Source organism: Rhodovulum sp. PH10 (assembly GCF_000293785.1).
Taxonomy (GTDB): Bacteria; Pseudomonadota; Alphaproteobacteria; order Rhizobiales; family Xanthobacteraceae; genus Rhodoplanes.
In genome coordinates this window covers 33342-57411 of record NZ_AKZI01000010.1, presented here as the reverse complement: position 1 = coordinate 57411, position 24070 = coordinate 33342, and the positions used below count along the sequence as shown (strand labels likewise).

At 70.7% G+C, this 24070-nt stretch carries 17 protein-coding genes; 13 read left to right on the top strand and 4 right to left on the bottom strand.

The features are described from left to right. The first annotated feature begins 67 nt into the window (after positions 1-67). The 10 genes from A33M_RS02445 to A33M_RS22050 all read left to right on the top strand — a co-directional run bounded on the left by A33M_RS02445 (position 68) and on the right by A33M_RS22050 (position 13969). Entirely contained in the window at positions 68-3193 is a 3126-nt protein-coding gene (locus A33M_RS02445) for an efflux RND transporter permease subunit (protein WP_008383045.1), read from the top strand. Between the two features lie 290 nt (positions 3194-3483). Next, complete coding sequence (locus tag A33M_RS02440; protein ID WP_008383043.1) at positions 3484-5229, top strand: mechanosensitive ion channel family protein; 1746 nt, start codon at positions 3484-3486, stop codon at positions 5227-5229. Between the two features lie 283 nt (positions 5230-5512). Next, positions 5513-6058, top strand: a complete 546-nt coding sequence (locus tag A33M_RS02435; protein WP_008383040.1) for an iron transporter — start codon at positions 5513-5515, stop codon at positions 6056-6058. A 243-nt stretch (positions 6059-6301) separates the two neighbouring features. Then, complete coding sequence (locus A33M_RS02430) at positions 6302-6631, top strand: cupredoxin domain-containing protein (protein ID WP_202801765.1); 330 nt, start codon at positions 6302-6304, stop codon at positions 6629-6631. A 133-nt stretch (positions 6632-6764) separates the two neighbouring features. Beyond that, positions 6765-7607, top strand: a complete 843-nt coding sequence (locus A33M_RS02425) for an FTR1 family iron permease (protein ID WP_040618991.1) — start codon at positions 6765-6767, stop codon at positions 7605-7607. Next, positions 7604-9025: a 4Fe-4S binding protein gene (locus tag A33M_RS02420; RefSeq protein WP_008383035.1), complete on the top strand. Its 1422-nt coding sequence runs from the start codon at positions 7604-7606 to the stop codon at positions 9023-9025. The genes A33M_RS02425 and A33M_RS02420 overlap by 4 nt, the downstream gene beginning before the upstream one ends. A gap of 466 nt (positions 9026-9491) precedes the next feature. Continuing rightward, positions 9492-10844 carry a carbohydrate porin gene (locus tag A33M_RS02415; protein ID WP_008383033.1) on the top strand — a complete coding sequence of 451 codons (1353 nt, stop codon included), beginning with the start codon at positions 9492-9494 and terminating at the stop codon, positions 10842-10844. 176 nt (positions 10845-11020) lie between these two features. After that, positions 11021-12733, top strand: coding sequence for a thiamine pyrophosphate-binding protein (locus A33M_RS02410; protein ID WP_008383032.1), 1713 nt, complete (start codon positions 11021-11023; stop codon positions 12731-12733). 93 nt (positions 12734-12826) lie between these two features. Then, positions 12827-13498: a TetR/AcrR family transcriptional regulator gene (locus A33M_RS02405; RefSeq protein ID WP_008383031.1), complete on the top strand. Its 672-nt coding sequence runs from the start codon at positions 12827-12829 to the stop codon at positions 13496-13498. Between the two features lie 183 nt (positions 13499-13681). Then, complete coding sequence (locus A33M_RS22050; protein WP_008383030.1) at positions 13682-13969, top strand: DUF6455 family protein; 288 nt, start codon at positions 13682-13684, stop codon at positions 13967-13969. 167 nt (positions 13970-14136) lie between these two features. On the opposite strand, the gene htpG is transcribed toward A33M_RS22050, so the two are convergent. From htpG to A33M_RS02385, 3 genes are all read right to left on the bottom strand, one after another. Next, positions 14137-16134 (bottom strand): molecular chaperone HtpG, encoded by a 1998-nt coding sequence (gene htpG, locus A33M_RS02395; protein WP_008383029.1) that lies wholly within the window; start codon positions 16132-16134, stop codon positions 14137-14139. Between the two features lie 154 nt (positions 16135-16288). Then, entirely contained in the window at positions 16289-18100 is a 1812-nt protein-coding gene (locus A33M_RS02390; RefSeq protein ID WP_008383028.1) for an ATP-binding protein, read from the bottom strand. A 222-nt stretch (positions 18101-18322) separates the two neighbouring features. Further along, positions 18323-19747 (bottom strand): flavin monoamine oxidase family protein, encoded by a 1425-nt coding sequence (locus tag A33M_RS02385; RefSeq protein ID WP_008383026.1) that lies wholly within the window; start codon positions 19745-19747, stop codon positions 18323-18325. 162 nt (positions 19748-19909) lie between these two features. On the opposite strand from A33M_RS02385, the gene A33M_RS02380 reads away from it, so the two are divergent. The 3 genes from A33M_RS02380 to A33M_RS24345 all read left to right on the top strand — a co-directional run bounded on the left by A33M_RS02380 (position 19910) and on the right by A33M_RS24345 (position 23450). Continuing rightward, a complete protein-coding gene (locus A33M_RS02380; protein WP_008383025.1) occupies positions 19910-20641 on the top strand; it encodes a sulfate transporter family protein in 732 nt (243 codons plus the stop codon). Between the two features lie 195 nt (positions 20642-20836). Continuing rightward, a complete protein-coding gene (locus tag A33M_RS02375; RefSeq protein WP_008383020.1) occupies positions 20837-22630 on the top strand; it encodes a potassium/proton antiporter in 1794 nt (597 codons plus the stop codon). Positions 22631-22808: 178 nt separating this feature from the next. After that, positions 22809-23450 (top strand): GlsB/YeaQ/YmgE family stress response membrane protein, encoded by a 642-nt coding sequence (locus A33M_RS24345; protein ID WP_008383013.1) that lies wholly within the window; start codon positions 22809-22811, stop codon positions 23448-23450. Positions 23451-23543: 93 nt separating this feature from the next. On the opposite strand, the gene A33M_RS02365 is transcribed toward A33M_RS24345, so the two are convergent. Continuing rightward, positions 23544-23999 (bottom strand): MgtC/SapB family protein, encoded by a 456-nt coding sequence (locus A33M_RS02365; protein ID WP_008383011.1) that lies wholly within the window; start codon positions 23997-23999, stop codon positions 23544-23546. Positions 24000-24070: the final 71 nt, after the last annotated feature.

Below are 24070 nucleotides of genomic sequence, written 5' to 3'. Positions count from 1 at the left end.
GGGGTAGTCCCCGAACGAGAGCCTCGTGTGTCCTGCTGCGGGGCGGCACCTGCGCCGGGAGAAGCGCATGAACTTCTCCGCCCCGTTCATCGCCCGGCCGGTCGCCACCACGCTGCTCGCCATCGGCCTCTTGCTGCTCGGCGCCGTCGCCTATCTCAACCTGCCGGTCGGCAGCCTGCCGGCGGTCGACCTGCCGACCATCCGGGTGATGGCGAGCCGGCCCGGCGCCGACCCCGCCACCATGGCGGCCACCGTCGCCGCCCCGCTCGAGCGGCGGCTCGGCGAGATCCCCGGCGTCACCGAATTGACCTCGACCTCCTCGCTCGGCTCGTCGAGCGTGGTGGTCCAGTTCGACGTCGACCGCGACGTCGACGGCGCCGCCCGCGACGTCCAGGCGGCGATCAACCAGGCGCTCGCCGATCTGCCGGGCGACCTGCCGTCACGGCCGGGCTTTCGCAAGATGAACCCGGCAGCCGCGCCCGCCCTCATTCTCGCGCTCACCTCGAAGACCATCCGCCCGAGCGAGATCTACGACGTCGCCGACACCGTGATCGCCCAGCGCATCGCCCAGATCGAGGGCGTCGCCGAGGTCAACGTGTCGGGCGCCGAGCAGCCGGCGATCCGCGTGCGGGTCGATCCCAACCGGATCGCCACCATGGGCCTGTCGATGGAGGCGGTGCGCGCGGCGATCGTCGCCGGCAACGCGACCGGCCCGGTCGGCACCTTCGACAGCGAGCGGCTCGGCGAGACGATCGCCACCAACGGCCAGCTGCGCACGCCCGCCGACTACGCCAACGTGATCGTGCGCGCGGCGAACGGCACCGTCGTGCGGCTGTCCGATATCGCGACCGTCGAGGAGAGCACCCGCAACAGCCGCTCCGCCGCCTGGTTCGACCGCGAGCCCTCGGTGCTCCTGATCATCACCAAGCAGGCCGGCGCCAACGTGATCGAGATGGTCGACCACATCAAGGCGCTGCTGCCCGAGCTGACGCGCTGGATTCCGGCCGATCTGAAGATCTCGATCCTCACCGACCGCACCGAGACGATCCGCGCGAGCGTGCACCACATGGAGGTCACCCTCTCGGTGACCATCGCCATGGTGATGCTGGTGGTGTTCGTCTTCCTGCGGCACGGCGCCGCCACCGTCGCCGCCGGGCTCACCGTGCCGCTGTCGCTCGCCGGCACCGCCGCGGCGATGTGGCTGGTCGGCTACTCGATCAACAATCTGTCGCTGATGGCGCTGATCGTCTGCGTCGGCTTCGTGGTCGACGACGCCATCGTGATGATCGAGAACGCCTTCCGCAATCTCGACCGCGGCCTGTCACCGCGCGCCGCGGCACTGGAAGGCTCGCGCCAGATCGGCTTCACCGTGGTGTCGATCTCGCTGTCGCTCGCCGCCGCCTTCATTCCGCTCCTGTTCATGAGCGGCATCATGGGCCGGTTCTTCCGCGAGTTCTCGGTGACGCTGGTGTTCGCCATCGCCTTCTCGACGGTGGTGTCGCTGTCGGTCACGCCGATGGTGTGCGCCCATTTCATCCGCCGCTCGCCGAATGCCGGCGGCGGCCGCTTCGACCGGCTGGTGGAGCGCGCGGTGCAGGCGCTGGTGCGCGGCTACGACGCGAGCCTCTCGGTCGTGCTGCGCCACCGCTGGCTGACGCTCCTGTCGTTCGTGCTGGTGATCGGCCTCACGGTGCATCTCTTCATCGTCGTGCCGAAGGGCTTCATGCCGCAGGACGACTCGACGCTCCTGTTCGGCGGCACCCGCGCCTCGACCGACATCTCCTACGAGCAGATGGTCGCGCTGCAGCAGCAGGCGACCGAGATCGTGCTGTCCGATCCGGCGGTGTCCGGCGTCGGCTCGTCGGTCGGCGGCTCGATGTTCTCCGGCTCGGTCAACAACGGGCGGCTGTTCATCAGCCTGAAGCCGCTCGCCGAGCGCGGCATCTCCGCCCAGCGGGTGGTCGACCGGCTGCGCGGCAAGCTCAATTCGATTCCCGGCATCGAGGTGTTCATGTTCGTCGCCTCGGACATCCGCACCGGCGGCCGGTCCAGCCGCTCGCAATATCAGTTCACGTTGTGGGGGCCGGATTTCGCCGCGCTGCAGGAGTGGGTGCCGAAGGTGCAGGCGCGCATCCGCACGGTGCCGGGCGTGGTCGACGTCTCGACCGACCGCGAGCAGGGCGGCCTGCAGGCCGACGTGGTGATCGACCGCATCGCCGCCGCCCGGCTCGGCGTCGACGTGCAGGACATCTCGGACGCGCTCAACAACGCCTTCTCGCAGCGCCAGGTCTCGACCATCTTCACCCAGCGCAACCAGTATCGCGTGGTCTTGGAGATCGATCCGCGCTTCCAGCGCGACCCGACCGACCTCGACCGCGTCTACGTGCGCTCGTCGTCCGGCGAGCAGGTGCCGCTGTCGGCGGTGGCGCGGTTCGAGCGCGGCCTCGCGCCGCTCGTGATCAATCACCAGGGGCCGTTCCCGGCGGTCACCATCACCTACAATCTCACCGCCGGCACGCCGGTGGCGGTGGCGAGCGCGGCGATCCAGCAGGCGGTCGACGGGCTGCATCTGCCCGACACGCTGCGTGCCGACTTCGCCGGCGATGCGGCGACCGCGATCAAGGGCATCCAGTCGCAGGTGATCCTGCTGGTGGCGGCGCTCGCCGCCGTCTATCTGGTGCTCGGCGTGCTCTACGAGAGCCTCGCGCACCCGCTCACCATCATCTCGACGCTGCCCTCGGCCGGCCTCGGCGCGCTGCTCGCGCTGCAGGCGTCCGGCACCGAGCTGTCGCAGATCGCGATGATCGGCATCATCCTGCTGATCGGCATCGTCAAGAAGAACGGCATCATGCTGGTCGACTTCGCGCTCGAAGGCGAGCGCCAGCGCGGCCTGTCGGCGGCGCAAGCGATCCACGAGGCGTGCATCGAGCGGTTCCGGCCGATCCTGATGACGACGCTCGCCGCGATCCTCGGCGCGCTGCCGCTGCTGCTCGCCACCGGGCCGGGCGCCGAGCTGCGCCGGCCGCTCGGCATCACCATCATCGGCGGGCTGATCGTCTCGCAGGCGTTGACGCTCTACACGACGCCGGTGGTCTATCTGCTGCTCGACCGCCTGCACCGCCGGCTGTGGGGCGATGCCCAGCCGGGCCACGGCCAGGTGGCCGACGCCCCGCGCGGTGCCCCCGCCGAGTGAGCCGCACCGGGTGAGCCACGCCGGGTGAGCAGCCCGCCATAGGATGGTCACACTGCGCCCCGAGACAGGGGCGCGGCGCGGCCGGCGCGCGGGGAGCCGGCCGGGCCTTTCACGACATCAGGTAACGGGCGACGCCGATAGCGGCGCCCAATACCGATTCACCGGTCGTCGGAACCGGCCGCTCCCGCCGGCCGGCGCGACCGCTTCGTGCGGAATCCCCGAGGGCGTCGTGCGCCCTGCGGCGGACCGCGGACCCAGGCCGACGGCCGCTGTCGAGGGACCAGACGACCATGAAGTCACCTGCCGGAAGGCTGCTCGCCCCGCTCCTGCTGCTGCTCGTCGTGCTCGGCGCCGCGCCGGCCTGGTCGCAGGCACCGGCCACCGGCGGCAACGGCAAGCCGGCGGCGGCCGCCCCGGCGGCGCCGGAGAAGGACCCGCTCGGCCGCGAGACGCCGCAGGGCATGGTGTCCGGCCTGATGAACGCGCTCGCCGCCGGCGACTACGACCGCGCGGTCCAGTTCTTCCAGATCGACAAGGTGTCGACCGGCCGCCGCTCGTCGGTGTCGGGCGCCGACCTCGCCAAGCTGTTCCAGCAGGTGCTCGACCGCAGCGGCATCGTGATCACGCCGGCCCAGCTCAGCAACGACCCGGCCGGTACCGGCGACGACGGGCTCGCCGAGGGCATCGAGCGGTTCGGCGTGGTGAAGAACGGCGACGAGAAGGTGCCGCTGCTCGCCAACCGGATCGAGCGCGACGGCAAGCAGCTCTGGTTCGTCTCCGACACCACCCTGCAGGACGTCCCCGACCTCGCCCGCGCGCTGTCGCGCGACACCTCGGGCATGCGGCTGATCGATCTGGTGCCGGAAGGCCCCACCATCGCCGGCGCGCCGGCCTCGCACTGGGCCTCGCTCCTGGTCGCGGTGATCGCCGCCTACGCGCTCGCCTGGTTCCTGATCTGGCTGCGCCGGCCGATCGGCCGGCTGATCCGCAAGGGCCCGGACTCCAAGGTCGGCCGCTTCGTCGAGGCGGCCGCCGGCCCGGTCCGCATCATGCTGACGCTGGTGCTGTTCGGCATCTCGATGCAGTTTCTGGGCGTGTCGGTGATCGCCCGCTACCGGGTGGTGTTCGCCGCGCAGATCATCGGCTGGTTCGCGATCGCCTGGCTGTTGTGGCGGCTCACCGACGCGGCGAGCGAGGTGGTGCTCGGCCGCATGTCGCGGCACGGCCAGCTCACCGCCTACTCGATCATCAGCTTCCTCAACCGCGCCTTCAAGGCGGTGCTGGTGGTGGTGTTTCTCGCCACCCTCCTGCGGGCGTTCGGGGTCAACGTCACCGCCGGCCTCGCCGCCCTCGGCGTCGGCGGTCTGGCGATCGCGCTCGGCGCTCAAAAGCTGTTCGAGAACCTGATCGGCAGCGTGACGCTGATCGCCGACCGCCCGGTGCGGATCGGCGACTTCTGCCGGTTCGGCACCGCGCTCGGCACCATCGAGGAGATCGGCATCCGCTCGACCCGGATCCGCACGCTCGACCGCACCGTGCTGACCGTTCCGAACGGCGAGTTCGCCTCGCTGCACATCGAGAACTTCTCCCAGCGCGACCGCTTCTGGTTCCACCCGGTGCTGAATCTCCGCTACGAGACGACGCCCGACCAGATCCGCGAGGTGGTGTCGGCGCTGCACACGATGCTCCTGAAGCATCCCAAGGTCGACGGCGGCTCGGCGCGCGCCCGCTTCATCGCGCTGAACGCCTATTCACTCGACGTCGAGATCTTCTCCTACGTGCTCGCCCGCGATTTCAATCACTTCCTGGAAATCCAGGAGGAGCTGCTCCTGAAGTGCATGGAGATCGTCGCGGCGTGCGGCACCGGCTTCGCGTTCCCTTCGCAGACGCTCTATCTCGGCCGCGACGGGGTGGCCGCCCGGCCGCACGACGGCGCCGCGCCCGACCGGTCGGCGGAGGAGCACGGCAAGGCGGACGGCAAAGCGGACGGCAAGGCGGGCGGCAAGACCACGGGGGCGGGCGCCTACACCCAGTGATCACCGGCCAGGACGGACGGCCGAGGCGGCAAGGACGGGGGACGCGGGGCAGGGGGCGCGGGGCCGCGCCCCCCGCGCCGGCCGCTCCGTAAGGTGGTATCGGCGCCGCGACACCCCGCAAGGCCGGTCATCGGCTCTTTTGAGCGCTTCCAACCTATTGAAATTCTAAATCATTCTCCTTGACGCGAACGGTTCGCAACGCCACCGTCGCAGCCGTTGAAGGCAACCGGCGCGCCTGCGGGCGCGACCCGCACGCAGCGCGTGCGGCGATCAGGGGGATCTCATGCGTCGATATGTTTTTGCAGCGGTCGGTGCGGCCGCCATCGCTTTCGCGGCACCGGCCGTCGCCAAGGAATATCCGATCGGCAAGCCGCACCAGGTGGAGGCCGCCGGCATGGAGGTCGCCGCCGTCTATCTGCAGCCGATCGAGATGGAGCCGCCGGGCATGATGCGGCCGGCCAAGGACTCCGACATCCATCTCGAGGCCGACATCAAGGCCTTGCAGAGCAACAAGAACGGTTATGCCGAGGGCGACTGGATCGGCTATCTGAACGTCAAGTACGAGCTGACCAAGGACGGCGGAAAGCCGATCAAGGGCGACGCCATGCCGATGGTGGCGAGCGACGGGCCGCACTACGGCGACAACGTCAAGCTCGACGGGCCCGGCAAGTACAAGCTGAAGTTCACCGTCGCCCCGCCGGCCGACGACAATCACAGCCACTTCGGCCGTCACGTCGACAAGGAGACCGGCGTCGCCCCGTGGTTCGAGCCGTTCACGGTGGAGTACGACTTCACCTATGCCGGCACCGGCAAGAAGGGCGGCTACTGACGCGCTCGCGAGCGGGCGGAGCAGGCCGTCGCGGCCCGCCCCGCCTTCGCGCCACGACGACCGCCTCCCGCGAAAAGGCCGGCCGGCGAATGCCCCGCCGGCCCGGCCGCGGAAAGGTGGCAGGAACGCGGAGGATCCGGAGCGGATCCGGGCAATCGAGGTGATGGATCGATGGGCCTTTTCGGACCGGGTCGCCGGCCGGCGCGAGACACGCGCGGCACGGCGACATTCGCATTTTCGGCGGTGCTCGCCGCCGCACTGACGATGGCGATGGCGACCGCGCTGCCGGCCGGCGCCCGGGCGGACGACACGCCGGTGTTTCGCATCGAGTTCGACAACGGCAAGGTGACGCCGCAGCGCCTCGAGGTGCCGGCCGACACCCGCATCAAGCTCGAGCTCCACAATGCCGGCACCGAGCCGGCCGAGTTCGAGAGCAACGAGCTGCGCAAGGAGACGGTGCTGGCGCCCGGTGTCACCCGCAGCCTGATCATCCGCCGGCTCGATCCCGGCCAGTACGACTTCTTCGACGACTTTCATCTGGATTCGCCGCCGGCGGTCTTGATCGCGAAATGACGCCGAAGGCGGACCCTCGCAACGCGGCCATCGACGGCGCCGTCGCCGTCGCCGCCGTCGTCGGTGCGATCGAAGAACCTGTGACGACCTCCGCCCGGTGCGAAAACGCCGGCAGGGACGAGTGGAGACGATCGTGGGCGGACAGCTCGGTAACGTGGCGTTCGTGATCTGGCGGGAAAGCGTCGAGGCGCTGCTCGTCATCGGCATTCTCAATGCGTGGCTGGCGCGTCAGCAGGTCGATCTCTTGCGCGGGCGCATCTTCCTGTGGGCCGGCGTGGTGGTCGGGCTGCTGGTCGCGGTCGCCTTCGGCCTTCTCCTGGTGCTCGGCGGCGAGGCGCTGTCCGACGAGGGCTTGCAGATCTATCAGACCAGCGCCGTGCTGATCGCCGCCGCGCTGATCGTCCAGATGGTGTTCTGGATGCGCAAGCACGGCCGCACCCTCAAGCGCGACCTCGAGACGTCGCTGCAGAAGGCGGCCGACCGCCGCAACTGGTGGGGCGTGTTCGTGCTGGCGCTGATCGCGGTCGCCCGTGAGGGCTCGGAGACGGTGGTGTTCCTCTACGGCACCCTGGCGGCGGCGCGCTCGGGCGACGTTCTGATGCCGCTCCTGGTGGCGATGATCGGCTTCGCGCTGGCGATCGCCACCTACTGGCTGCTGCAGGTCGGCAGCCGGGTGATGTCGTGGTCGGTGTTCTTCCGCATCACCGAGATCATGCTGCTGTTCCTCGCCGCCTCGCTGCTGGTGAGTGGGATCGACGGGCTGATCGATCTCGGCGTGCTGCCGACGCTGTCGGGCCGGCTGTGGGACACCTCGGCGATCCTGCCCGACAGCGGCACGGTCGGCGGAATGGTCAGCGCGCTCACCGGCTATCGCGCCCGGCCGGATCTGATGCAGGTTCTGGTCTATGCGCTCTATTGGAGTGTGATGGTGCTCGCTCTGTTCTGGCCACGCCGCCGCGTGGCGAGCCCCGCGTGATCGCTCGCGGCTTGCGAACGTTTCGCGCGCAACACACCTGGACGGTCGACGGTCTGCTCGCGCGGACCGGCGACTGGCTGGTGCGCAACCAGCGCACCGTGCAGCGCGCCCAGTGGGGCGTCGTTCTCGTCTATTTCACGCTCCTGATCGTGCCGGTGCTCCTGCCGATGCCGGCGCGCGCCGCGCACATCTGGAGCGATGTCACGCTGTTCTCGCAGTTCGTGTTCTGGGGCATCTGGTGGCCGTTCGTGCTTCTCAGCATGATCCTGGTCGGCCGGCTGTGGTGCGGCCTGTTGTGCCCGGAGGGCGCGGTCGCCGAGAACGTCGCGCGCTACAGCCGCGGCTTTGCGGTGCCGCGCTGGGTCAAGTGGAAGGGCTGGCCGTTCGCCGCCTTCGCGCTGACCACGATCTACGGCCAGATGACGAGCGTCTATCAGTATCCCGGCCCGGCCCTGGTGGTGCTCGGCTTCTCGACCGTCGCGGCGATCCTCACCGCGATCTTCTGGGGCCGCGACAAGCGCGTGTGGTGCCGCTATCTGTGCCCGGTGACCGGCGTGTTCGCGGTGCTCGCAAAGCTCGCGCCGGTGCATTTCCGGGTCGATCACGACGCCTGGACCGCCTGGTCGAAGCCGCGGGGAACGAAGCCTCCGCCGGTGAACTGTGCGCCGCTGGTGCCGATCGCCACCATGCGCGGCAATGCCGCCTGCCACATGTGCGGGCGCTGCAGCGGCTTTCGCGGCGCGGTGACGCTGGCGCGGCGCTCGCCCAATCACGAGATCGTCCATGTCGCCGGCGACGAGACGAGCCCGACCGAGACGCTGCTGATCCTGTTCGGCCTGCTCGGCATCGCCGTCGCCGCCTTTCATTGGGCCAACAGCGATCTCTACATCGCCGTCAAGCAAACGCTCGCCGAATGGCTGGTCGGGCACGACGTGATGTGGCCGCTCGAGACGGCGGCGCCGTGGTGGCTGCTGACCGATTATCCCGACCGCAACGACGTGATGACGCTGCTCGACGGTGCGGTGCTCGTCGGCTACATCGCCGCCGTCGCGCTCGTGCTGGGCGGCGCGCTCGGTGCCTGCGTCGCCGTTGCGACGCGGCTCGTCGGCCGCTTCAACTGGCGGCGCTTCCATCACCTCGTCCAGAGCCTGGTTCCGCTCGCCGGCTGCGCGGTGTTTCTCGGCCTGTCGATGACCACCGTCTCGCTCCTGAAGAGCGACGGCATCGCGCTCGACTTCGTGGAGCCGCTGCGGGCGATCCTGCTCGGCGGCGCCTGCCTGTGGTCGCTGTGGCTCGGCTGGCGGATCGCCGGCCTCTATTCGCAAGCGCCGCTCCGGCGAATCGCGGCGATGCTGCCGCTGGCGCTCGCCGCCGGCATCGCCGCGACCAGCGTCGCCACCCTGTTCTGGCCGCTGTGAGCCATCCGGGATCTCCCGTACCGAACCGGCGGCTCCTGTCACCGCATTGCAACACCGAGGCGCCGCCGTCGCAGCCGCCGGTTCGAAATTACTCCTTTCGTCCTCGCCCGGCCGGGCAGTTTCCTCTGTCGTCTCAGCGTCATAACGCTCCTGCAGAGCACCTTGTAACCGCTCTAAAACTCAAACGAATCAACGGGTTGTCGTTTGACCGCGGAAATCCCCTCTGGTAGCCGTGGAACCGACGGCGAGCGGCGGGGGACGAGCGCCGGGCACGACACCACGACGGGGTCGGAGTGTTGCATCGCGGGCACGCGCGCGACCGGATCAGCGGACGAATTGTTATATTGTAACGTTTTGTCTTGCGTCCGTCCGAGCGGCCCGATAGCGCTGTCCGACGTGAACTGGGGGATTTGAGATGAAGCACGATCGAGCCGGGGACCGCGCTTTGCGACGGGGCGGAGCCGCGATGGTTGCGCTCACGGCGGCGTTGATGGCGTCGACCGCGAGCGCGCAGAGCTTGGCCGAGCGCGACAAGCTGACCGGCGACTGGAACGGCGCGCGCACGGCGCTCGCCGACCACGGCATCGAGGTCACGTTCGAATATATCGGCGAGATCTTCGGCATCTCCGGCGGGGTCGAGCCGGGCGGGCCGCACGCGACCTACGAGGGGCGCTTCCAGCTGTCGCTCGACGCCGACCTCGAGAAGATGGTGGGCTGGCACGGCGCCAAGGCGCACATCACGACCTTCCAGATCCACGACGCCCAGCACAAGAACGCGGCCGATTATGTCGGCTCGCTCGCCGACCCGTCGAACATCGACGCCTACTCCACGGTGCGGCTGTTCACCCTCTGGCTCGAGCAGGGCTTTGGCGACTTCGCCTCGGTGCGGGTCGGCCAGCTCGCCGCCGACGACGAGTTCCTCACCAGCGACACCGCCGGCGGCCTGATCAACGGCACCTTCGGCTGGGCGACCATCATGTCGGCCAACCTGCCGAGCGGCGGCCCGGCCTATCCGTTGGCCACCCCCGGCGTGCGCGTGCAGGTCAACCCGACCAAGAACGTCTCGGTGCTCGGCGCGGTGTTCTCCGGCGATCCGGCCGGCGGCGACTGCTACACCACCGGCGCCGGCGACCCGCAGGTGTGCAACAATCACGGCACCACCTTCTCGTTCGACGGCGGCGCGTTCTGGATCGGCGAGCTGCAGTACAACGCCAACAAGGAGGAGGGCTCGACCGGGCTCGCGGCCTCCTACAAGATCGGCGCTTGGTATCACACCGCCGACTTCTCCGACCTGCATTACGGCGTGATGGGCGACGGCACGATCATCAGCATCGCCGGCGGGCCGGACGCCGATCTGCTGCACCAGGGCAATTGGGGCATTTACGGCGTCGCCGACCAGATGGTGTGGCGCGGGCCGGAATCCTCGATCAGCGTGTTCGTGCGCGGCGGCTGGGCGCCGGAGGACCGCAACCTGGTGTCGTGGTACATCGACGGCGGCGTCGGCTTCAAAGGCTTCGTGCCCGGCCGCGCCGACGACGTGCTGACGATCGGCGTCGCCCACGCCAACATCAGCGACGACGCGAAGTCGCTCGATCGCGACGTGCCGATCTACACCGGCAATTACTGGCCGACCAGGAGCGGCGAGACGGTGTTCGAGGTCAGCTACTCCGCCCAGGTGACGCCCTGGTGGAAGATCCAGCCGGACTTCCAGTACATCGTGAAGCCGGGTGCCGGCGTGCTGCGCGACGAGGACGACGCCTCGCTCGGCGAGGTCGAGGACGCCTACGTGTTCGGCGTTCGCACCACCGTCACGTTCTGAGACTGTCCGGGTCTGTCGCCGCCCTCGCGGGCGGACCGAGACACGAAACACGCAAAGCGGCCGGGCTCCAAAGGTCCGGCCTTTTTTTGTGACCTGCGCCGCACGAAACGGTGCACGCCGGTGACGCGGCGCGTGCGCTTGCCAGTGCCCTGGTGCCGCCGCAGAATGCGCGCGCCATGACCTCCACCGCCAATCCGAGAACCGCCGCCGAGGCGCTGGTCGACCAGCTCGTCGCCGAGGGCGTGCGCGACGTCTTCTGTGTTCCGGGCGAGAGCTATCTCGCCGTGCTCGACGCTTTTCACGACCGCGACCTCGCCGTCACCGTGTGCCGCCAGGAGGGCGGCGCGGCGATGATGGCGGAGGCGGTCGGCAAGATCACCGGACGGCCCGGCATCTGCTTCGTCACCCGCGGCCCCGGCGCCACCAACGCCGCGCCCGGCATCCACATCGCCCAGCAGGATTCCTCGCCGTTGATCCTGTTCGTCGGCCAGGTCGGCCGCGGCATGCGCGAGCGCGACGCCTTTCAGGAGGTCGACTACCGCGCGATGTACGGCGGCATGGCGAAGTGGGTCGCCGAGATCGGCGAGGCCGAGCGCGTGCCGGAATACGTCTCGCGCGCGTTTCGGGTGGCGACCGGCGGGCGGCCGGGGCCGGTGGTGCTGGCGCTGCCGCAGGATCTCCTGACCGAGCGGATCGGCGCGGGAACGGTGCCGCCGCTGCCGCCGGTCGAGACCACGCCGTCGGCCGCCGACATTTCCGCGCTCGCCGCCATGCTGGCCGGCGCGCACCGGCCGATCGCCATCCTCGGCGGCAGCCGCTGGTCGGCCGCGGCGTGCGCGGCCTTCGGCGCGTTCGCGGAAAAATTCGCGCTGCCGGTCGCGACCTCGTATCGCCGCGCGCATCTGTTCGATGCACTGCATCCGTGCTGCGCCGGCGATCTCGGCATCGCGCCCAACCCGGCGCTGGTCGCCCGCATCGCCGATGCCGATCTGGTGCTGCTGGTCGGCGGGCGGCTCTCCGAGACGCCGTCGCAAGGCTACACGCTGCTCGACGTGCCGGTGCCGCGGCAGGCGCTGGTGCACGTCCATCCCGACGACGAGGAGCTGGGAAAGGTTTATCGGCCGCGGCTCGCGATCCACGCGACGCCGCACGCCTTCTCTCTCGCGCTGGCCGCGCTCGACCCGCCCGACGATCCGGCACGCCGGGAGGAGACGGCGGCCGCCCATGCCGCCTATCTCGCCTTCGGCGAGACGCCGACGCCGGTGCCGGGCGCGCTCGATCTCGGCGAGATCGTCGTCTGGCTGCGCGATCATCTCCCGGCCGACGCGATCGTCACCAACGGGGCCGGCAATTACGCGACCTGGATCCACCGCTTCTACCGCTTCCGCCGGTTCGGCACCCAGGCGGCGCCGGTGTCGGGCTCGATGGGCTACGGCGTGCCGGCAGCGGTGGCGCTAAAGAAGCTGTATCCCGACCGCACCGTGGTGGCGTTCTCCGGCGACGGCGATTTTCTGATGAACGGCCAGGAGTTCGCGACCGCCGTGCAGTACGGCCTGCCGATCGTCGTCGTGGTCTGCGACAACGGGATTTACGGCACCATCCGGATGCATCAGGAGCGCGCCTATCCCGGCCGCGTATCGGCGACCACGCTGCGCAACCCGGATTTCGCGGCGCTCGCCCGCGCATTCGGCGGGTTCGGCGCCACCGTCGCCCGCACCGCGGAGTTTCCGGCGGCGTTCGCCGAGGCCCGCGCATCGGGGCTGCCGTCGATCCTGCACCTGAAGATCGACCCGGAGGCGATCACCCCGACCACGACGCTCGCAAAAATCCGCGAGACCGCGCTCGCCGCCCGCCGGCCGGGCGCGATGCCGCCCGAGCATGGCCGATGAACCCGCCGTCCGGTCGGTCGCCTCTTGCATCCGGGCGTGCGACCTGAAAAATACGGAATCGTGACTCATCGCTTCTGTCCCGCACGGCCCGCCATGCCCTATCGCCGCACCGAAAAGGTTCTCGAACGTCTCGCCGCCCGCCGCGAGGACATCCTCGCCGCGGCCCGCGCGGTGGCCGCCGTGAACGGCCTCGCCGGGGTGCAGATCGTGCCGGTGGCCGAGCGCGCCGGCATCGCCGCCGGCACCGTGTACCGCTACTTTCCGGCCAAGGCCGACCTGGTGGCGGCGCTGGTCGAGCAGGTGACCGAGCAGGAGATCGCGGCGATGGCGCAGGCGGCCGCAGCCGCGCCCGGCCCCTTGTCGGCGCTGGCCGCCGCCGTCACCACCTTCGCCGGGCGAGCCATGCGCCAGAGGCGGCTCGTTTATGCGGCGCTCGCCGAGCCGGTGGAGCCCGACATCGAGGAGATGCGGCTCGGCTGCCGCCGCAAGGTCGCCGAGGCGATCGAGATCCGCATCACCGCCGCGGTGGCCGCCGAGCGGCTGCCCGAGCAGGACACGCGGATCGGCTCGGACGCCGTGCTGGGCTCGGTGATGGAAGGCCTGATCGGCCCGCTCGCGCCGGATTCCGCCGATCCCGCCAAGCAGAAGGACGCGGTGCAGGCGCTCGCGCTGTTCGCGCTCCGGGCGCTCGGCGTGGTCGATGCGCGGGCCCGCGGCCTGGTCGTGCAGGCGCCCTGGCCGACCGGCGACGACGCCGCCGCCTGATACCGGCCGGGCGGCCGGTTTTGGTCGCGATCGGTGAAAAGCCGCTCCGAACGGCGGTTTTCGCGCCAGGCGGGCGTTTGCCCTGGATCAAATCGCCGCTTGCCAAAGATCAAGGACGGAAACGGCCCGATCGAACAGCATTCCCGCGTTCCCGGACGGCGACCCCAGGTCGCGGAGACGACGATGCGAGATTTCGACAGATACGATCGGTTTTCCGCCAATATCGGCGAGATGATGGAGCGGCTCGGCATCGAGTACGACGACGAGGTCGAAGGATATTTCGGCCGGACGCTCGGCAGCGTCATCCGCTCGTGCCGGGTGTGCCAGTCGGCCGACGTGTGCAGCAACTGGCTCGCCCGCGCCCCGGTGTCGGTGAGCCGCGCCCCGGCCTTCTGTCCCTATGCCGAACGGCTCGACGGGCTCGCGCTCGATCAGGCGGTGCTGCCGCCGCGCCGCCACACGGTCCACTGACCCCCACGCCACCGATCGACCTGCCGCCATACGGGCGTTTCGTTTCCACGCATTCGGCCGATCGGTGACCGGCCGACCGGTCGGTCCGGGTGTTCGCATCGGGCGCTCGCGCCGGCGGCGCGGCGACGAATCGCCCGCACCCCGGCGCCACGCTCGGCCTGCGCGAATCACCCGACCCCGATGCCGCGGGTGACCAGCCGGTTCAGGCGCTTGGCAAAAGCGGCCGGATCGTCGGGCAGCTCGCCGTCGAGGATTTGCGCCTGCTCGTAGAGCAGGAGCGCGATGTCGGCCGAGCGCTCGGCCTCGCCCGAGCCGCCCGCCAAAACCTTCACCAGCGGGTGGCCCATGTTCAGCTCGAGAATCGGCTTGGCGCCGGAGCCGCGATTCTGCTGCGAGAGAATCCGTTCGAGCTCGCGGTCCGGGCCGAGCCCGCTCGCCACCAGGCAGGCGGCACTGTCGGTGAGCCGCTTCGACGCCTTCACGTCCGACACTTTCTCACCGAGCGCCAGCTTCACCGCGGCGATCACCGCGGCCTCGTCGACCGCGCCGGCGTCCTTCGCGGTCTCGTCCGCCTTCTCCTCGACCGGCGGCACCAGGTCGAAATCGACATCGCCCTGGCTCAGCGACTTGAAGCCCTTGCCCTGGTGATCGAGCCGCAGCGAGGTCCACAGCGCATCGACCGGATCGGTCAGGAGCAGCACCTCGATGCCGCGCGCCTTGGCCGCCTCGAGCTTCGGATTGGCCTTGAGCCGGTCGAGGTCCTCGCCGACTAGATAATAGATCTCGGTTTGGTTCTCGCGCAGATCGGCGACGTATTGGGCGAGCGAGCGGTTCTCGCCGGCGGTGGTGGTGAAGCGGGCGAGGCCGAGAAGCTGCGCGCGCCGCTCGGGGTCCTCGTAAAAGCCTTCCTTGATCACCTTGCCGAAGCTCTGCCACACCTTGGCCCAGGCGTCGGGGTCCTTGGTCGCGACCGTCTCCATCTCGGAGAGCATGCGGCCGGTGATCGCCTTGCGCATCGCCGCGACCTGCGGGTTGTTCTGCAGCATTTCGCGCGAGAGGTTGAGCGGCAGATCCTCGCTGTCGACCACGCCGCGCACGAAGCGCAGCCACGGCGGCAGCAGCGTCGCGTCGTCGGTGATGTAGACGCGCCGGACATAGAGCTTGAGGTGCGACTTGCGCTCCGGGTCGAACAGGTCGAACAGCTGTCCCGACGGCACGAACAAGAGCACCGCATAGGACTGCCGGCCCTCGGCGCGGTAGTGCAGGGTGATCGCCGGGTCGTCGAACGCGCCGCAGATCGACTTGTAGGCGGTCGCGTAGTCCTCCGGCTTCAGCTCCGATTTCGAGCGCTGCCAGATCGCCGAGGCGGAGTTGATCTGGCGCGGCTCCTCGGCCTTCTCGTCCTCGGCCTTCTCGTCCTCGGCCTTCTCGCTCTCGTCCTTGTCCTTGCCGACGAGCAGGATCGGGAACTGGATGTTGTCCGACCAGGTGTGCACCACCCGCTCGATCTCCCACGGCTCCAGATATTTCGTCGCGTCGTCCTTGAGGTGCAGCACGATCTCGGTGCCGCGGGCGACCCGCGCCGCGTCCGCCTCGCCGGCGGGCTCGATCTCGAAGCCGGCCGAGCCGGTCGAGCGCCACACGAAGGCGGCGTCGCTGCCGGCGCGTCGGCTGGTCACGACGATGCGGTCGGCCACCATGAAGGCGGCATAGAAGCCGACGCCGAACTGGCCGATCAGCCCGGTGCCGTCCTTCGCCTCGGCGAGCTTGCCGAGGAAGGCGCGGGTGCCCGAGCGGGCGATGGTGCCCAAATTCTCGATCAGCTCGTCGCGGCTCATGCCGATGCCGTTGTCGACGATCGTCAGGGTTTTTGCCGCGGCGTCCGGCACGATGCGGATTTTCAGGTCGGGGTCGTCGGCGAGCAGGTCCGGCGCGGCGATCGCCTCGTAGCGCAGGCGGTCGCAGGCGTCGGAGGCGTTGGAGATCAGCTCGCGCAGGAAGACGTCGGTCTCGGAATAGACCGCGTGGACCATCAGGCGCAGAAGCTCGGCGACCTCCGCCTGGAAGGCGTGGGTCTCGGCGGGCTTGGTTTCGGTGCCCGGTCCGGCGGCGGATTGCGCGGCGGTCTCGGGAGTGGTGTCGGTGGAGGTCTCGGTGGTGCTCATGCGGCTCACTCGGCAAGGGAAAATCGGCCAAAGGGCCTGCGGGAATGGAACGAGTTCGATATAGCGGTGAACCGGCGTGCTGCAAGAGTGCGGCTCGGCGGCTTGCCGTCACGACTAGTGGAGGCAGCTCCGGGACGGGGACCCGACCGATTCCTCAGCGCGGCGGCCAGCCGGTGGCACGCACCGGGGCGTGGCCGGGGGGGTGACCGGGGGCGGCGCCGGGGCTCGGTCCGAGCGGCTTCTTCAGAATCTTGAAGCGGTCGGGATCGAGCCCGTGGCCGGTCGCCGCCGGCTCGTCCGGCACGGCCGGCTCGTCGGTCCGCACCGCGCCGCCGGCGATCGCCCCGCGCCAGCGCTCCACCACCGCGGCGACGAAGCTCTGGTCGTGGCTGCCGGGCACCACCACCCGCGAATCGACCACCGCCTCGCTGCGCGGCACGAGATGCGCGGGCAGCTCCTTGAAGCGCAGCCGGGTCGGCAGCGCGACGCCTTCGCCGAACGCCAACACCTCGCGGGTGCCGAGCGAGGGCACGAAGGCCAAGAGGTTGGCGGCCGCGTCCGACACCGCCGAGCGCAGCAATGCCTGGTCGCGGTCGTTCGCCATCCGCATCGCGAACAGGGTCGAGCACTGCGAGATGATGGTGGGGTCGAGCTCGGCCGGGCGCTGGGTGACGAGGCCGAGATAGACGCCGTACTTGCGGCCCTCCTTGGCGATCCGCGAGAGCGCCTTGCGGGTCGGGCCGAAGCCGATCGAGCGGTCGGCCGAGGCGTAGCGGTGCGCCTCCTCGCAGACGAACAACAGCGGCACCGCGCCGTCGCTCCACAGGCCGAAATCGAAGGCGAGCCGGCACAGCACCGAGACGAGCGAGTCCACCACCTCCGCCGGAAAGCCGGCGAGCTGCATGATGGTCATCGGCCGACCGGCCGGCGGCAGGCGAAACAGCGTCGAGATCACCTCCGCCATGGTGTCGCCGCCGACATTGGCGTTCTCGAACATGAAGGCGTAGCGCGGATCGTTGGCGACGCTTTCGATGCGGCCGATCAGCTTGTGATAGACCATCCGCGAGGCGCGGTTCTCGAGCTTGCCCATCCGCTCGTCGATCAGGCCGATCAGGTCGGCGAGCCGGTAGGGCACCGGGGTGTCGGCGGTGAAGCCGGCGCTGCGCGGGTCGGGCCGGCGCAGCGCCGGGCGCTCGGGACCGGCGGTGCGGTACTGGAGATACGCCACCTTGGCGATCGGGATCACCTCGGCGAGGATCTCGGTCTCCTCCTCGACGCCCGGCCGTCCGCCGAAGAAGACGTCGACGATCTCCTCGAAATTGAACAGCCAGAACGGCAGCTTGAGATTGCGCGGGGCGAGCAGCTGGGCCCGCTCGCCGAAGCAGCGGCCGTACTCGTTGTGGACGTCGAGCAGGAAGATGCGCAGATCCGGCCGCTTCGCCAGCGTCTCCTGCAGGATCAGCGCGACCCCGCTCGACTTGCCGACCCCGGTGGTGCCGAGCACGGCGAAATGCTTGCTCAGCATGTCGTCGATGTCGACATGGGCGCCGATCGTGTCGTCCTGGTGCAGGTCGCCGACATGGATGGTGTCGCCGGAGATGTCGTAGACGATCCGCAGCACCTCGCGCGAGATCAGCGACACCGGGTCGCCGATGGTCGGATACTCCTCGATGCCGCGGCGAAAGACCGGCTCGCCGTCGCTCCGGCGCACGATCTCGCCCATCAGGTCGAGCTGGGCGACGGCGAAGAAGCCCTGCGCCCGCGCCCCCGCGTCGAGCTGCAGCGACACCTCGGTGACGACGCCGATCAGGGTCGAATGGCCGCTGGCGATCGCCATGAAGCGGGCCACGGTGGCGCGGATGTCGACGGTGTCGTGGTCGCGCAGGCCGACGACCGCCTGCGAGCCCTTCACCGTCAGCACGAAGCCGAGCTCGTCCTGGCGGCCTTCCGCATCGGCATCCTGCATCCGCGCATCCTCCGGACACGTCGCACCGCGGCGCGAGCGCCGTGGGGAACGGCATTCGCACGGCGTGACGAACCGTCACATTGCACGTCCGGACGCTAGTATCGGGTTAACGAGGCCGACCTGGAATGGTGGTGGTGAGTGGCGAGTAGCGAGTAGGGAGTGGTGAGTAGGAAGAAGCCCGCCGGCCCGATTCGCTACTCGCTACTCGCCTATTCGCCCCCTTCAGAACGGCCACAGCGACCGCGGCTCGGGCGGCGGTGGCGGCGGCCGCCGCCGCACCGGCCGGGGCGGCGGATCGGCGTCGGCCGCCGGGCCGAGCCGCAGCCGCTTCAGCGCCTCGTCGGCCGCCCGCTCGCCCGACTGCCAGGCGCCGCCGACGGTGCCCCAGGCGGTCTCGTGCGTCGCCTCGCCGGCGAACCACACCCGGTCGCGCACCGGGGCGGCGAGCGCGGTTCGCGCCTCGTGGCCGCCGACCGCGGCGACCGACACCGCGCCGCGCACGAACGGCTCCTCGCTCCAGCGACTGGCGGCGGTGCGCCGCACCGCCTCGCGCACGCCACTGCCGAACAGCCGCTCGAGCCAGTCGAGCGCATAGGCGACCATCTCCCTCTCGCCCTTGCGGGCGAGCGCCGCCCCGACCGGCCCGGCGATCCGCACGAGCGACAGGGCCGAGCCCGAGACATTGGCGAGCATCGCCGCGCTCTCGCCCGACTCCGCCTTCTCGAACACCAAGTCGTCCGACTGCAGGCCGAGCGGGTTGCCGGGCATCTCCAGCGCCACGTGGTCGAGACTGCCGAGCGAGAGTTTTGCCAGCGCGTCGGCATGGCCGCGCGGAAGGTCGGGAACGAAGTCGATCTTGCCGGCGGCGAGCACCGCGGTGGAGACGGTGACGATCACCCCACGCGCGCGGATCGTGCCGCCCGGCGCATCGATCTCCACGCCGCCGCGAACCCACGTATTGATCCGCGTCACCGGACTGTCGAGCCGGACCGGCAGATCGGCGGCGAGCGCCGCGACCAGACTGCCGAGGCCCTGACGGCACAGCGCCGCGCGGGTGTGCTCGGTCGCCCGCGCGAGGTCGCGCGCCGACACGTTCGCGAGATCCGCCCCGCAGGTCAGCGGCCCCTGCAAAAATTCCACCGTGTCGCCCCAGCCGCCGAGATCGGACAGCGCCGAGGCGGTCGCGACGTCGGTGCGCCGCTCGGCCGCCTCGCGGATCGCCCGGCGCGCCTTGACCCAGGTGACGAGAAAATCCTCGCGCTCGCTCTCGCGCGCCCAGCGCCGGCCGATCCGCACCCGCTGGCCGGGCGGGGCGGCATAGAGGTCGCGGCCGGTCGCCGGGGCGAGTTTTGCCACCGGGTTGAAGTCGGGCGTCCACAGCCAGTGGGCGCCGCGGTCGAATGGCACCCCGAAGGTTTTCGTGTCGGTGACGCAGCGCCCGCCGATTCGCCCCGACGCCTCCAGCACCACGCAGCGGCGGTCGGCCGCGAGGATGCGGCGCGCGGCGGCGATCCCGGCGGCACCCGCCCCGATCACGACGATGTCGGTGTCGAACTTTTGGGGGGCGGCGGTGGCCGGGCGGGCGAGCACGGCGGCCCCGGCGCCCGCCGCGCCGGCGAGAAAGTGGCGGCGATCGAGTGGCGGCATGGCGGTCCCTTCCTCGGGTGCGAAACTTGCCCGAACCGCCGGAGCGCCGCAACGCCGGGCGACCGCTTCCGTCGCCGCCTGCGGCGATCCCGCGACACCCGGATCGCGAATGCCCTTGCCGGGGGGCGGGCGGATCTCTACCTCCGGACGCGGAGGTGTCCGATGCTGCAAGCCGCCGGCCGGGCTTTGGCCCAGATGCTCTCGCCGCCGTTCCGTGCGGTGCTGTGGAAGTCGGCGGGGCTCGCGCTCCTGCTGCTCGCGGTGCTCACCGTCGGGCTCTATTGGCTGGTCGCCTGGCTCGGCGGCGAGGGCGGGCAGTGGATGGAGACGACGCTCGGCCCGGCCGCCCACAATCCGCTCGCCGTGCTCGGCTGGATTCTGGCGATCGCGCTCGGCGCCGGGCTGTTTGCCGGTGCGATCTTCCTGATGCCGGCGGTCACCTCGCTGGTCGCCGGCTTTTATGCCGACGACGTCGCCGAGGTGGTCGAGCGCACGCATTATCCCGACGACCCGGCGGGCGTGGCGCCGCCGCTCGGCTACTCGATCGTCGAGGGCGTCAAGACGTCGCTGCTGGCGCTCGTGGTCTATCTGTGCGCGGCGCCGTTCCTGCTGATCGGCGGGCTCGGCGCGATCGCCTTCTTCCTCGCCACCGCCTACCTGCTCGGCCGGGAGTATTTCCGCATCGCCGCGGTGCGGGTGCAGCCGATCCGCGACGCCGACGCGATGTGGCGCGACAACCGCTGGGAGATCGTCACCGCGGGGTTGTTCATCGCCGGCTTCGTGCTGATCCCGATCGTCAACTTCACCACGCCGCTGTTCGGCACGGCGTTCATGGTGCACTATCAGAAGCGCCTCGCGGCAGCCCGCGCCCGCGCCCTCGAGACCTGGCCGTGAGGCTCACGCGGTGGTGACGGCGCCACGACCGGCCCGATGACGTGATGCCGCAGCCGGGCCCGTGGCGGAGCAGCCGCAGCCGGGGCGCGTCCGGCACGAGCGTCGCTGGTTCTCGCGGGCGATCGCCCTTATCCTGGCTCGGCCGCCTCCGCGCATCGCCGATCCGCCACCCCGTAGGACGTCCGCCGCCGCCCGATGGATTCGCTCGACGCCGTCAGCCTCTCGATCCTGCTGGGATCCCTCCTGATTCTCGCAGGCATCCTGTCGAGCCTGGCGGCCCTGCGGTTCGGCGCCCCGCTGCTCTTGGTGTTCTTGGCGGTCGGCATGGCGGCCGGCGAGGCGGGGCCCGGCGGCGTGCCGTTCGACGACGTCGAGCTCGCCTACACGGTCGGCTCGGTGGCGCTCGCCCTCATCCTGTTCGACGGCGGCCTGCGCACCCGCTACGCGACCTTCCGCAGCGTGCTGGCGCCCTCGGTGGTGCTGGCGACGGTGGGCGTGATGCTCACCGCCGCCCTCACCGCCCCGGTCGGCGTCCATGTGCTCGGGCTCGGCTGGGTCGAGGCGCTGCTGGTCGGCGCGGTGGTCGCCTCGACCGACGCCGCCGCGGTCTTCTTCCTGCTGCACGGCCGCGGCCTGCGGCTCCGGCCGCGGGTCGCCGCGACCATCGAGATCGAATCCGGCACCAACGACCCGTTCGCGATCTTCCTCACCTTGTTGCTGGTCGAGATTCTCGCCGGCAGCCAGCACAGCTGGCCGGAGATCGCCGCGGGCCTCGCCGGCCAGGCGCTCGGCGGCACGCTGATCGGCGTGGTCGCCGGGCGGGGCACCGCGCACGCGCTCAACCGGCTGGCACTGCCGCAGGGCTTGCACGCGCCGTTCGTCACCACCGTCGCACTGGTGGTGTTCGGCTTCTCCCAGGTGGTCGGCGCCTCCGGCTTCCTCGCCGTCTATCTCGCCGGCCTGATCCTCGGCAACCGGCCGATCCGCGCCCACACCGCGATCGTCACCTTCCTCGACGCCGCCACCTGGCTCGCCCAGATCGTCATGTTCCTGCTGCTCGGCCTGCTCGCCTGGCCGACCCGGATGATCTGGACGCTGGTGCCGGCGCTGGCGGTCGCCGGTGTCCTGATGTTCGTCGCCCGGCCGATCGCGGTGTTTCTCTGCCTCGCGCCGTTCCGCTTCACCTGGCGCGAGCGGGCCTTCATCTCCTGGGTCGGGCTGCGCGGGGCGGTCGGCATCTTCCTCGCCTCGATCCCGCTGCTGGTCGGGCTGCCGAACGCCCAGCTCTATTTCAACGTCGCCTTCGTGGTGGTGCTGGTCTCGCTCCTGGTGCAGGGCTGGACGCTGGCACCCGCGGCGAAGCTCCTGCGGATCGGGGTGGGGCGGGCGGAAACGCCGCCGCGCCGGGTCGATCTCGATCTGCCGGGCCAGCTCGAGCAGGAGCTGGTCGGCTACCATGTCGGCGCCAACAACCCCTATCTGCGCCGCAAGCTGGTGCCGTCCTGGGCGAAGCTCGCGCTCGTCGTGCGCGAGGAGCGGGTGCTCGCCCCGGAGGAGGCCGGGCCGATCCGGCCGGGCGACTACGTCTACCTCCTGGTGCCGCCCGAGAAGGCGTTCGCGCTCGACCGCTTCTTCGTCGACATGCCGCCGGTGCGGGCGCCCGATTCCGGCCTGCTCGGCGACTTCTTCGTCGGCGCCGAGATCACCCTCGGCTCGCTGTCGGAAATCTACGGCCTCGGCATCGCCCCGGACGAGCGCGACAAGACGCTCGCCACCTGGTTCGCCGAGAGGCTCGGGCGGCCGCCCGAGCCCGGCGACACGCTGCCGCTCGGCACCATCGCGCTGGTGGCGCACCGGGTGGTCGACGAGCGGCTCGCCAGCGTCGGGCTGCGGCTGGTCGAGCCCGAGCCGCCGGATCCGCCGACCGGCCGGGCCGCCCGCCTCGCCCGCCGGCTGCGCCGGTTCGCGCAGGGCTGGCTGAACGCCTGAGCGGGCGCCCGCGACACGGTGGTGCGGCAATGCGCCTGTCCCGGGTCGCCGGTCGGTCGGAACGAAGGGTTCGAGCCGCGGTTGACGGGAAAACGACGGCCGCCGTGCGGCCGGTCCCGGCGGACCGGACGCGGCCGACCGCCATCATCGTTTCCCTGACCTTTCGGAAAGCCCCGACATGACCCTTTCCACCGACATCTGGATCGTCATTCTCCTGATCGGCGCCGGCGGCGGCTGGCTCGCCACCACCACCTCATGGGGCACCGGCTTCGGCCTGTTCGCCGACGTCGTCGTCGGCCTGGTCGGCGCCTTCGTCGGCACCTGGGCCGGGCCGCGGTTCGGCCTCGACGCCTCCATCACCGGCGCGGTGATCGGCGCGGTGATCGGCACCGGCGTGCTGCTCGCCTTCGCGAAGTTCGCTGGCGACACCTGGGGGCCGCAGAAGGCTGGCGAGGAGCCCGACGAGCGAGCCGAGCCGGCGACCGGCCGCACCCGTTCCGAGCCCGTCACCCGCAACGAGCCCGCCACCCGCCGGCGCGCCGACACCGAGACGCCGGACGTGCCGCAGCCGCGCACCGGCTGGCTCTTTCCGGCCCGGCCGAGCCGGTCGCCGGCCGCTCCGGCGGGACGCGGCGCCGAGGTTTTGGCCAACGCGGTGCCCTCGCGCGGCGGCAATTCCGGCTCCGGCTCCGGCAGTCGCGACCGCACGGCCGCCCGCACCGAGACGCCGACCGAGCGTGGCCGGCCGAACGAGATCAAGGAGCGCGCCGCACCGGCCCGCGACACCCCGCAGCCGCGGCCGTGGTTCCGCCCGTCCTGACGGACGGCGCATCGAGACGGCGCATCGAGACACGCAAACGAGGGTCGCGGCGTCCCGCCGCGGCCCTTTTCGTCGTTGGCGACGCCGGGATGGTCAGTCGTCCAGGTCCTGGCGGGTCAGCACCTCGATCCAGCGCAGGCCGACCAGCACGACGAGCGCGATCACCAGCGCGGTGAACGCGATCTCCCAGCCGCCGAGCCCGCAGGCGATGCCGATCGCCGCGGCGATCCACACGGTGCCGGCGGTGGTCAGACCGTGGATGCGCTGGGCGGTGCGGTCGCGCAGGATGACGCCGGCGCCGATGAAGCTGATCCCGGTCATCACCCCCTGCACCACGCCCTGCACGACGCGGCTGGTGGCGTCCGGATGGCCGACCATGCCGTCGACCTCGAGGGCGACGACCGCCACCGTCGCCGAGCCGAGCGCCACCAGCGACAGCGTGCGCATGCCGACCGGCTTGTTCTTGAGGCCGCGGTCGAGGCCGATGATCAGGCCGCCGACGGCGGCGGCGGCGAGCCGCAGGACGACCTCTTCGATGTTCACCATCATGGCGGGACGCCAACGTGCCGCCGGGGCGACCGTTCCCCCGCCCGCCACCTCCCTGTCGCGCGCGGGGCCGC

Excerpts from the sequence above, each read along its gene's own strand:
- A33M_RS02440 (WP_008383043.1), top strand. The coding sequence starts at position 3,484 with ATGAAGTCACCTGCCGGAAGGCTGCTCGCCCCGCTCCTGCTGCTGCTC.
- A33M_RS02385 (WP_008383026.1), bottom strand. The coding sequence starts at position 19,747 with ATGCCGCCACTCGATCGCCGCCACTTTCTCGCCGGCGCGGCGGGCGCC.
- A33M_RS02435 (WP_008383040.1), top strand. The coding sequence starts at position 5,513 with ATGCGTCGATATGTTTTTGCAGCGGTCGGTGCGGCCGCCATCGCTTTC.
- A33M_RS02380 (WP_008383025.1), top strand. The coding sequence starts at position 19,910 with ATGCTGCAAGCCGCCGGCCGGGCTTTGGCCCAGATGCTCTCGCCGCCG.
- A33M_RS24345 (WP_008383013.1), top strand. The coding sequence starts at position 22,809 with ATGACCCTTTCCACCGACATCTGGATCGTCATTCTCCTGATCGGCGCC.
- A33M_RS02415 (WP_008383033.1), top strand. The coding sequence starts at position 9,492 with ATGGTTGCGCTCACGGCGGCGTTGATGGCGTCGACCGCGAGCGCGCAG.
- A33M_RS02445 (WP_008383045.1), top strand. The coding sequence starts at position 68 with ATGAACTTCTCCGCCCCGTTCATCGCCCGGCCGGTCGCCACCACGCTG.
- A33M_RS02410 (WP_008383032.1), top strand. The coding sequence starts at position 11,021 with ATGACCTCCACCGCCAATCCGAGAACCGCCGCCGAGGCGCTGGTCGAC.
- A33M_RS22050 (WP_008383030.1), top strand. The coding sequence starts at position 13,682 with ATGCGAGATTTCGACAGATACGATCGGTTTTCCGCCAATATCGGCGAG.
- htpG (WP_008383029.1), bottom strand. The coding sequence starts at position 16,134 with ATGAGCACCACCGAGACCTCCACCGACACCACTCCCGAGACCGCCGCG.
- A33M_RS02405 (WP_008383031.1), top strand. The coding sequence starts at position 12,827 with ATGCCCTATCGCCGCACCGAAAAGGTTCTCGAACGTCTCGCCGCCCGC.
- A33M_RS02390 (WP_008383028.1), bottom strand. The coding sequence starts at position 18,100 with ATGCAGGATGCCGATGCGGAAGGCCGCCAGGACGAGCTCGGCTTCGTG.
- A33M_RS02375 (WP_008383020.1), top strand. The coding sequence starts at position 20,837 with ATGGATTCGCTCGACGCCGTCAGCCTCTCGATCCTGCTGGGATCCCTC.
- A33M_RS02365 (WP_008383011.1), bottom strand. The coding sequence starts at position 23,999 with ATGATGGTGAACATCGAAGAGGTCGTCCTGCGGCTCGCCGCCGCCGCC.